8 protein-coding genes are annotated in these 9,531 nt (G+C 41.7%); 4 read left to right on the forward strand and 4 right to left on the reverse strand.

Annotation, left to right across the window (positions count from 1 at the left end; translation table 11 throughout):
- Nucleotides 1-67: 67 nt before the first annotated feature.
- Together mce and QVP67_RS04010 are read right to left on the reverse strand one after the other, a co-directional pair.
- Entirely contained in the window at nucleotides 68-484 is a 417-nt protein-coding gene (gene mce / locus QVP67_RS04005; protein ID WP_021847717.1) for a methylmalonyl-CoA epimerase, read from the reverse strand.
- Nucleotides 485-614: 130 nt separating this feature from the next.
- Nucleotides 615-1,808, reverse strand: a complete 1,194-nt coding sequence (locus QVP67_RS04010; protein WP_288179884.1) for a 6-bladed beta-propeller — start codon at nucleotides 1,806-1,808, stop codon at nucleotides 615-617.
- Between the two features lie 955 nt (nucleotides 1,809-2,763).
- Here QVP67_RS04010 and QVP67_RS04015 point away from each other — a divergent pair.
- Both QVP67_RS04015 and QVP67_RS04020 read left to right on the forward strand, forming a co-directional pair.
- Nucleotides 2,764-3,021, forward strand: coding sequence for a hypothetical protein (locus QVP67_RS04015; RefSeq protein ID WP_022162265.1), 258 nt, complete (start codon nucleotides 2,764-2,766; stop codon nucleotides 3,019-3,021).
- Between the two features lie 53 nt (nucleotides 3,022-3,074).
- Nucleotides 3,075-3,320: a hypothetical protein gene (locus QVP67_RS04020; RefSeq protein WP_394331803.1), complete on the forward strand. Its 246-nt coding sequence runs from the start codon at nucleotides 3,075-3,077 to the stop codon at nucleotides 3,318-3,320.
- 342 nt (nucleotides 3,321-3,662) lie between these two features.
- Here the strand turns inward: QVP67_RS04020 and QVP67_RS04025 are convergent, their stop codons facing one another.
- Nucleotides 3,663-4,346: a response regulator transcription factor gene (locus QVP67_RS04025; protein ID WP_022162267.1), complete on the reverse strand. Its 684-nt coding sequence runs from the start codon at nucleotides 4,344-4,346 to the stop codon at nucleotides 3,663-3,665.
- Nucleotides 4,343-5,785, reverse strand: coding sequence for a sensor histidine kinase (locus QVP67_RS04030; protein WP_288179885.1), 1,443 nt, complete (start codon nucleotides 5,783-5,785; stop codon nucleotides 4,343-4,345). The genes QVP67_RS04025 and QVP67_RS04030 overlap by 4 nt, the downstream gene beginning before the upstream one ends.
- Before the next feature lie 228 nt (nucleotides 5,786-6,013).
- On the opposite strand from QVP67_RS04030, the gene QVP67_RS04035 reads away from it, so the two are divergent.
- Both QVP67_RS04035 and QVP67_RS04040 read left to right on the forward strand, forming a co-directional pair.
- On the forward strand, nucleotides 6,014-6,844 hold the full coding sequence (locus QVP67_RS04035) for a GLPGLI family protein (RefSeq protein ID WP_022162269.1): 831 nt from the start codon (nucleotides 6,014-6,016) through the stop codon (nucleotides 6,842-6,844).
- Between the two features lie 82 nt (nucleotides 6,845-6,926).
- Nucleotides 6,927-9,428, forward strand: coding sequence for a hypothetical protein (locus QVP67_RS04040; RefSeq protein WP_288179886.1), 2,502 nt, complete (start codon nucleotides 6,927-6,929; stop codon nucleotides 9,426-9,428).
- Nucleotides 9,429-9,531 lie beyond the last annotated feature (103 nt).

Genomic DNA, 9,531 nt, shown 5'->3' on the forward strand with positions numbered 1-9,531 from the left:
GTTGTTTTTTTAGATTTCCTATCGTCCGGATATTCCCTTTGGAATCAGAAAAGACATCCGTCCTTGTTTATTCAGGCTTTTCGCATAATTCAGTCAGTACACCCAGTGTTGATTTCGGGTGGAGGAAAGCGATGTTCAGGCCTTCTGCACCTTTGCGCGGAGCTTTGTCGATAAGACGGATTCCGGCAGCTTCAGCCGAAGCCAATGCGTTGGCTACGCCGTCTTCGATGGCAAATGCCAAGTGGTGCATACCACCGTTGCCATTGTTCTTCTCGATGAATTTGGCGATGGTGCTTTCGGGGCTTGTCGGTTCGAGCAATTCTATTTTTACGTCACCCACTTTCAGAAAAGCAGTTCTAACTTTTTGGTCTTCTACTGTTTCGATGTTGTAACACTTCAGACCTAATACATTTTCGTAGTACGGAAGGGCTTCTTCGATGCTTTTTACGGCGATGCCCAGATGTTCAATGTGTGAAATCTTCATAACTATTTTTATTAATGTTGGTATAAAACTCCTCGTAAGGGGATAAAACAGTACAAAGTAAGGCAATTCTTGTTGAATAAAGAAATATTTCGCCAATTAATTCGTGGCAGGGGGAGTGTTAATTTTCTATTTACTTATAGGTATAATACAATATTATAGGGCGCAATTCTTCTGCAAGGTTGTTGTTGCTGTCGGTTTTGCTGTCGGAAAGTAAATAACCGGCATCGGCATATTCCTTCAGCATTGAGACGCCCGGAGGATTCAGATAATAATAATCGCCGTTGAAGTTAGTCGTTGCATAGTGTAAGGGAAGGTAAACGACGTTTTCTTTCTTGAATAACAGATCATCTGTCAGCATGTCGGTTTTCAGTATGTTTGGGCTGTCTTTCATTTTCACGACGGTGGCTGGCGTGTTTTCTTGCAGATAACTGAAAGACACAAGATGACTGTTGACTATGCAATTGTAGATGTAATGAATTCTATTGGAAAGGTTTGATTGTTCTTCGTCCTTGCCGGCAGATTGGGGGAGGCTGGTTTTATCGCTAAAGTTTTTGCTGTTTACTGTCAGAAATGGGTTGATTTTCTCTTTTTTCAGTTCAAAAATAATATTGCAAAGTGGGGGTATGAAGTAAAACCCGCCATGTGAAGCATGGAAAAAGGGTGAGGATGTTTGCTGATATTTGCTTGTCAGGTTGTTTGTTTCCTGCTGCAACAGGTATGTATCAGCTTCTTTGGCTGTCCGGCCCAACCGACGGAGCAAGTGTTTTCCACCATGCAAGGGAAGTAAATCGGTGTAGAGAAAGCCTTCGGCATAGGCTATGTACTGGCTTCGATAATGTGTGTCGTCCAGTTTTTTGGACTCAATAAAATGTCCGGTAAGCAGGTCGTACGTATGAATGGCTTGAGCTCCGGTATCTATCGCATAGATACAGTTGTCTTCAGAGGCTATCGTGAAATCGGAAATTTTCTTGTATTTTTCAAAGTCTGTGTCGGTTGCGCCTATCGTGTGCAGGTATTTGCCGGTGTTGGTGAAGGCATGCAGGTGGTTGTCCGTATCCAGAATGTATAGGTTCCCTTCGTTTTCCAGCATTTTCTTGATGGAGGAAATAGGTGGATAACTGTCGAGGAAAACTAATTTTACGTTCTTGTAGATAGAAGACTTGTAGGCAATCGGTGTCGTTTCAAGTGCATCCAGGTCGCAAGTATAAGAGGAGGGACGATTGATGCAGCTTTGCAGGTACATTGTAGCCAACAGATAGGCGGATAGGCATAGCAGTTTCCATAGGTTGTGGTAAGCGGGGAGTATAGTCTTGTGTTTTTTCATATAACGTACTGTTTTATTCAGGTTGGCGGCATTCATTATTAACGCTCTCAATTAATTAAGGATTCACCTTCTTGAAATGTTTATTGGACTTAAAAATAAGAGTTTTTTTGTTTTGTAGATGTATTTTGGCTGAAATTAACAATATGTATAGATGGATGGTGGTTTTATACATCCAGGCGAACTGCTGAAAGGAGAGGCTGAAGAACACAAACTCTTACGCGATACAGGCAGGAAGTACGTTGCTATGCGGTAGGCATGAGTGATACTTGCATGGCTCATGAGCGACACTTGCACGGCTCACGAGCGACACTTGTACGGCTCGCGAGCAACACTTGCAATACTCGTGGGCTTTGCAGACAATACTCGTGGACTTTGCAGGCAAAACCTGACGGGATTGCTTGTGAAACTCGGCGACATTGCTTGTCACATTCGGCAGCATTGTTTGTTAGGTTGGCTAACTACCGATGTTGTCTGGCTAAAGTAGGTAGTTACGAGCGTCAAGTGGCACTTTGAAAATGAAAAATGAATGATTAAAATGAATAACGCGGGTGAAGGATAGATATGCGAACAACGCAGAATGGGTGGATTTACACAGATAAATAAGAGAAAAGGAGAAATTGGGTTCACGCTTTCACCTGGAGATATCTGTGCTGATAATCAGATGAATATGGTGAAATATAAGTTTCACGCTCATTCAATGAAAACACCGTTGTTCATCTGCTTTATTTTAATTATCTTTCACTGCAAATGTTTTATCCTCAAAAGGTTACGGTGAAACTTTGCCTCGCAAGCAGGTGAAATGGACCACCTTTTTATTGATGCCTTAGAGGGGTAGGTAAATTATGCGTTAAAGATTGCAGCGGAAAGTCCAACCTGACGGGAACACCTTAAAAGAAAAGCAATATATATCATATATATCGTATATATTTTATATATTTGCAAAAAAGACGAAATAATGGAAGCAACAGTAACATACAAGAAAAAGATTATCGACCTGAAGGAGGACACGTTTAAGGTTCTTTCAGTCATGGCTGCACGTCAGGGCACAAACCTGAAGAAACTGATAGAAAATCTGCTCGACAAAAAAGCGGAGGAGTATGATGACAGCGAAGCCTACCGTTATATGTCCGAGAATTACCCGGACGGGCAGGTCAAGTTAGAGAAGAACGAGCGTAAGGAATTTATGGACTGGCTTGGAGTGGTTGAGAAATGAGGGTTGAATTTTCAAAGGAGTTTGAAAAGGCAGTCCGCAAACTCTCCGGAAAAATGCTGGATTCAGTGCGTCAGGCAGTACAGGAAGTTATCAATGCCGGAAACATCGAGGAACTGACGGACTGCAAGAAACTGGTAGATTTTGAGTTTATCTACCGTCTGAGAATAGGCAGTTATCGTGCCTTCTTCAGCTATCATGTACAGATAGTGGATGACTGCGTCATGTTTCTCTATCTGGTGCCCAGAGGTCAGGCATACGATAAGAAAATGGGAAAAAATCTGCAGCAGAAAGATGTATAACAATTTTTTCATGACTATGCAATCGTAAGCCCCAGCCGTTCCTGCTTGCAAGAGCGAACTTCAAGGTTATAGTTTTTTATGGAAGTAAGCTGTACCCAATAGAGGGGCCGATTAGTTCCACAAGAAGAAACTCTTCGAGAAGCTACACGCAGAAAACATCACTGAGGCCGTGGGCATCGCGGCCAATCTGAGGCTGATTTGAGGATGCTAACGAGAATGATCCTTTTGCTTAAACGATTGCAATAAAGTCCTTTGGGTGTGACGCTGAGATCATGGTTATTATGTTAGCATATTGATTGTCCAATCAAACCATGAGATCAAAGACTTATTCTTTGTAGCTTGTCATTGTATCTGAAGAATATATCCTTTTTTCTTAACAGAAACAATATTAATGGCATTATCAGGAGCAAGAATATGCCGTAAATAAGTAATTTGCACATTCAAAGACATGGAATTAGAATAGCTGATGTCGCCCCATACCTGATTCAGAATTTCATCCCGCGTCACCAGTATGCCGACACTTCGTGACAACAGGACCAGAATATCCGTCTGACGTGCCGATAGATTACGGGTTATCCCATCGTATGTGACTGATGAATTTTGGCTGTCAAATAATGTTTTCCCAATCATATAGCGACATTGAACATCAACTTTCCTGTTTTCAAACCGTTCGTCAATTCTCGCAATCAGCTCTTCAGGATAAAACGGTTTGGGAATATAGTCATTGCCTTTCAAGTGGAAGCCCTTCAGCCGGTCTGCCTTTTCCGTACGGTCAGTCAGAAAAAACAGGAATACCTCATTATCCGTTTCACGGATTTTCTGTGCAAGTTCGAATCCGTTCATTACAGGCATGTTCACATCCAGCAATATCAAGTCGGGATGTTGGTGGTTATACATTTCCCATGCCGCAGCCCCATCGGAAGCGTAGGCTACCGAATATCCTTCGAGCTCCAAGAAACGTTTCAAAAGCAATGAGTTCTGCCTGTCATCGTCAACCAACAAAATATGTATTTCATTTTTATTCATTGTGGTAACTCTATAATAAAAGAACTTCCATGATTCAGCTCACTTTCTATGCGTATATTACCCCGGTGTGCTTCAACAAGCATGCGGACATAAGCCAGTCCGAGTCCCATGCCTGCTATGTTTTTATCAAAGCCAATCCGCCCACGATAGAATTTTTCAAAAACATGTTCTTGTTCTGATTTAGGAATGCCCAATCCATTATCTTTAACTGAGAGACGGACGTGGTCATTGTCACATTTCCGATAATCTATTTCGATTTCAGCCTTTTCGCGCGAGTATTTTACTGCATTCTCCAACAGATTGTCGATAATATTAATCATGTGCATCTTGTCAGCAGTGATAATCATATCCTCGTGGGGAAGAACAACGATATGGACATTCTTGTCACTTGGTACATTCAGTTTATGGATACACGCATCCAGCAAATCGTGCAGACTGAATGCTGAAATATTAAGTGGTATCTCGGTTGCCTTGCTGAAGGTCAAATCCCTCAGTTTGGAAAACAAAGCAGACAGGCTGTCCAATGCCGTATGGGAATCCGCTACGACCATTTGCCGGCCCGCAATGTCTTTCATAAGGCGTTCATTACCCATATAGGAGACACACATCTTAAGCGTTGCAATCGGACGTTTCAGTTCGTGAATCATGGTTTGTATAAAGTCTGACCGGAGATTTTCTATTTTACGCTGTTTGCGGATCGTGGCAATTTGTGCAACAAGGCAAACAACCAATAAAACAGATAAGGCGAATGAAAAGAACAGAATATCCGACATTTCTCTTATAATCAGCGGCAATGCAATTGGGCAATCCATCCGTACCAGCTTCTTACCAAGAATGTCGTAGGGATAGGTTATGGAGAGTACAGGATGGAACAACGACCCCCATTCCGTACGGGAAGCTTCCCAGACTATCGAGTCCGCCGTTTCGGTGAAAATGGTATCGAGCCTGATGTTGTTAGACTGCATTATCGTGTCGAGCTTCTCAGCTGAAAACGGGAACCGTCTGTTAAGACAGTTGCGCTCTATCGCATCAAGAACCTCCGATTCTTTCCGATCCTGTTTGACAACAATCACTTGCACTTCTCTATCCAGCCAGTCAGGGTGTTGCGTTTCATATATTCGGGAAAACAAATCAGCCGAAAGTGAATCAATTGCCGAACACCGGCGCATATCTGCCGTATAGATATCAAATAAAAACATCTCAGTATCTCCTTTTACAAACCGTCTGGTCGTATATTCAACGGCAATTTCGTTATTCACCGCACTCTGACGCACCTTGTTGTATTCATCAACGGATTCAAATACACGACTGTAAAGTGTATCCGCACAGGTTTGTACCGTGTACTTATATCGGGAATAAAGCCATTTGCCCTGTACGATGGCAAATAACACGATGACAATTACTGTCAGATAATTCAGTATTTTGATTCTTTTTTCCATGATGCAAATATATGGCAATTTGAATTGAATGGACAGCATGGGCAAGGCAATATTAATCGGCCATAATAATTTAATAATAATTCTATAAGAATAGGATAATGATTATTTTTCTCAGTCTGTCACGGCCCCGATACCTTTGCACAAAAAAAGTAATGCGAATATTCTTATGAAAATACGTTCAATATAAATAACCATCAACAGATATTAACTCCATAAAACTTATTGTATATGAAACATTTTCTAATTCTCAGTGCAGGTCTGGGACTTTCCTTGTCATTGTCCGCACAACAAAGCAACACGTTCCCGACAGATTATGAATGCCTGTACGAATATAAGGTGACAAACTCAAAATCCATTACGGACACCTATACGACTATTTTACAGATAGGACGTGATTGCTCCTGCTTTATAGATTACACGGCATTCCAGTCCGATTCTGTCAACGCCAGCCCCCATGCTTCCGACGAGGATATAAAAAAATACCAGATGCAGAAAATAAGGAACAGTTTGTTTTTCGACCAGACGGTATTGCAGAACCATCCGCAAGGGGAAATGTCTGTTTACAGTGTAATACCGCCGGATTATTATATGTATAAGGAAAAACTCCGTCCGATACAGTGGAGCTTAGGCAATGAAACCGATACCGTCTGTGGATACGTTTGCAAAAAAGCGACGGGTGAATACGGAGGAAGGAAATGGGTCGTGTGGTACACACCGGACATACCGACCACTTACGGACCTTGGAAATTTTGTGGTCTTCCCGGCCTCGTAATGCTGGCTCATGATACGGAGAACATACACCGTTTTGAAGCCATTACTTTCCGCAAGGGCACATTGCCAATAGCTTTGCCGGATATACCCAACATAGTGACCGTAGAAAGAGACAAGTTTGTCAAAAGCAAAAACAAATTTGAAGAGGACCCCATGACAAACATTCCACTGGAATCAATCAGTGATATGACGGTGCAAAAGGATGAAGAAGGGAAAAGTTCCATCCTTATCAACGGTGTACAGTTGCGGATTCGCCCCAATGGTTACATTCCCTTGGAATTAGAATGAAAATTTGGCTATGCGTTTATTCTTCAGTATATTATTTTGCGTTATTACAGGCATCGCTTTTTCTCAAAGCCGGGTAGAAGGAATGCTTAGAGATGTTTCCGGCGCAGGCATCGACGGTGCGATCATCAAAATTTCTGCGGACAGCACCGTCATTGCCTATGCAATTTCTGACAAGGGACATTTTAATGTTGCCTTTCATACTGGTTCAAAAAAAGTCAGGCTAATCGCCGAGTCGATGGGATATGAATCTGTGGAAAACGAAATCTTGAATATGTCCCAGACCTGCAACCTTACAATGAAAGAAAAAGCGACGGAATTGAAAGAAGTGGTCGTAAAGGCCCCGGCCATCTACCAGCGCGGTGATACCTTGTCCTTTCATCTTTCTGCATATACCACTCAAAGTGACTATACATTGAAAGACGCCCTGAAAAAGCTTCCGGGCATAAACGTAGAAGAATCGGGCAAAATCAAATACCTGGGGAAAGACATCTCAAGCTTTTACATTGACGGTCTGGATTTACTTGGCGGGAAATATAACATAGCGACCACAAATATACCTGCCTCGTACGTAAATTCTGTTCAGGTGCTGAATAATCATCAGGCCATAAACATGAATAAGGACATTTTTTCAGATGACGTGGCCATCAATATCCACATGAACAGCAATGCACGTTTTAAACCCATTGGAACGTATGAAGGCTCTGTCGGATATGGTGAAGACTGGCTATATCAGGCAAGCGGGGCCGGCATGCTTTTCAAGCCCAAGTTCCAGACAATTGCCACATTGAAAATCGGGAATGTACATTCATTTGCTTCAGATGAAGTGACTTCCCTTATCGGGGGAATCAAAGAAGAGTCCAAGGCTGAAAAACTGATGGGCAATGTATCGGCTTCCACTCCACCGATGGACAAAGACCGGTATGCCTCGCCTGCCGAACGCATGTTTTCAGTCAATTTTATTCAAAAAATAACAGAAACAGCCACATTGCGTGGAAACGTCGATTACAGCTATTACAAAAGCCAATATGATTATGATATTCAACGCAATTTCTATGACGGGGATGAAAATATAATCATCGACCAAGGTATAAATTCGCTGTCAACCAGTCATACTCCCAGTTTCTCCATCGTTTATAAAAACAATGCATCGACAAGCTATCTTGATAATTCTCTATTTGGCAAGGCCACGTTCCTGCGCAACGATTTGCCGACTACGGAAAACGGCCAGACACTTATGCAGCAACAGTCCATGTGTGACTACTATGTAGGAAATGATTTTTCATATAGCTGGCGCAGGAAGAAACTGCGCTGGAGGTTGTCATCATCCGTGCTGTTATTCAACACTCCACAAGTCAGGCTTACTGTCACAAACGAAGGAAACGACATTCATCAGCATGTAAACAGCTTGAGCTTTCAGACCAAGAACCTCCTGTCTGTTATTTATGATTTCAAGAACTCGCGTTTTCATTTTCCACTGTCACTGAACTATTCGGCAGATAAAATACAAACAGATTTACAGTCCTACCGAGAGAATACAGCCAATAAGAACGATATGACAGGTGGTAATTTGAGTGTTGCTTTTGCTCCGCGCTATGAATATACCCATCCGAAACGCATCTATGTCTTTCGGGCTGACGTACCGATGCGGATAGATTACATATACAACAAGAATTACATACAGAATGAAAAAGATAAATTCAGTTTCTTTTCCGTATGTCCTGGAATTTATTTCAACTATAAATTCAGCAGCCGTTCTACATTCAGGACGCAAGTAGCCTATACACGAAACTTTGGGGACATTCTGGACTTCCTGACGTTCCCAGTGCAGACGGACAACATAACTCAAAAAATCAGTTCCGGCATTCTGCAGGACAATCAATCGTTGATGGCAAACCTGCACTATGACTATAAGATACCATTGGATATGTGGTTTGTCAATGCTGACATCATGTACCAACGTGAGCATAACAATCTGCTGGCATCCCATAAGGTAACATCAGACTTGATTCAGTCAACTTACCTGTATATGCCCAACAATACCCATAACATAACGGCCCAACTGGGCATTACCAAGCAAATTGAATCCATAAAGACAAAAATTTCATTAAATGGACTGTATATATGGAGACAACAGCAGGCAGAGCAGAACAGCTTGCTCACAACCTATTCTTGGCAAAGTGTCGGCATTTCCTCTACATTGACCTCGCAGCCATGCAAATATGTCGAATTGGATTATTCCGGTGAAATAAGCAAAACTTTTTTGAACTATGAGGAAATCAAGAGAAGTTATTGGTCGCAAGTACATAAAATCTCATTAAAAATCACACCGGTACAGTCCTTTATATTGTCCGCTTCATCAGACATCGTGAAAAAGGACTTAACAGAAAATCAGAGTAAAACAACGGGCTTGCTTGATTTTGGCATAACTTGGTTATTCAAAGCTTTCAGGTTTAATCTGAACTTGCAAAACGCGTTAAACCAAGATGCATATAGCTATACGATATACGATTCTATCAATACTTACATCTATGGTTACAAACTGCGTGGGCGTGAACTATTATTTACGCTTGCAATAACACTGTAATATTTAACGTGAATTCGATATGAAATAATATATAAGTTTGATTATTAGCGATTAATAAATTGATGCAGTCATAAGAAGCTGTTTTGATTTCATTCGATAAATT

Source organism: Bacteroides sp. CAG:633, from assembly GCF_000435115.1.
Classification (GTDB): Bacteria; Bacteroidota; Bacteroidia; order Bacteroidales; family Bacteroidaceae; genus Bacteroides; species Bacteroides ndongoniae.

Excerpts from the sequence above, each read along its gene's own strand:
- mce (WP_021847717.1), bottom strand. The coding sequence starts at position 484 with ATGAAGATTTCACACATTGAACATCTGGGCATCGCCGTAAAAAGCATC.
- QVP67_RS04025 (WP_022162267.1), bottom strand. The coding sequence starts at position 4,346 with ATGAATAAAAATGAAATACATATTTTGTTGGTTGACGATGACAGGCAG.
- QVP67_RS04010 (WP_288179884.1), bottom strand. The coding sequence starts at position 1,808 with ATGAAAAAACACAAGACTATACTCCCCGCTTACCACAACCTATGGAAA.
- QVP67_RS04020 (WP_394331803.1), top strand. The coding sequence starts at position 3,075 with ATGCTGGATTCAGTGCGTCAGGCAGTACAGGAAGTTATCAATGCCGGA.
- QVP67_RS04040 (WP_288179886.1), top strand. The coding sequence starts at position 6,927 with ATGCTTAGAGATGTTTCCGGCGCAGGCATCGACGGTGCGATCATCAAA.
- QVP67_RS04015 (WP_022162265.1), top strand. The coding sequence starts at position 2,764 with ATGGAAGCAACAGTAACATACAAGAAAAAGATTATCGACCTGAAGGAG.
- QVP67_RS04030 (WP_288179885.1), bottom strand. The coding sequence starts at position 5,785 with ATGGAAAAAAGAATCAAAATACTGAATTATCTGACAGTAATTGTCATC.
- QVP67_RS04035 (WP_022162269.1), top strand. The coding sequence starts at position 6,014 with ATGAAACATTTTCTAATTCTCAGTGCAGGTCTGGGACTTTCCTTGTCA.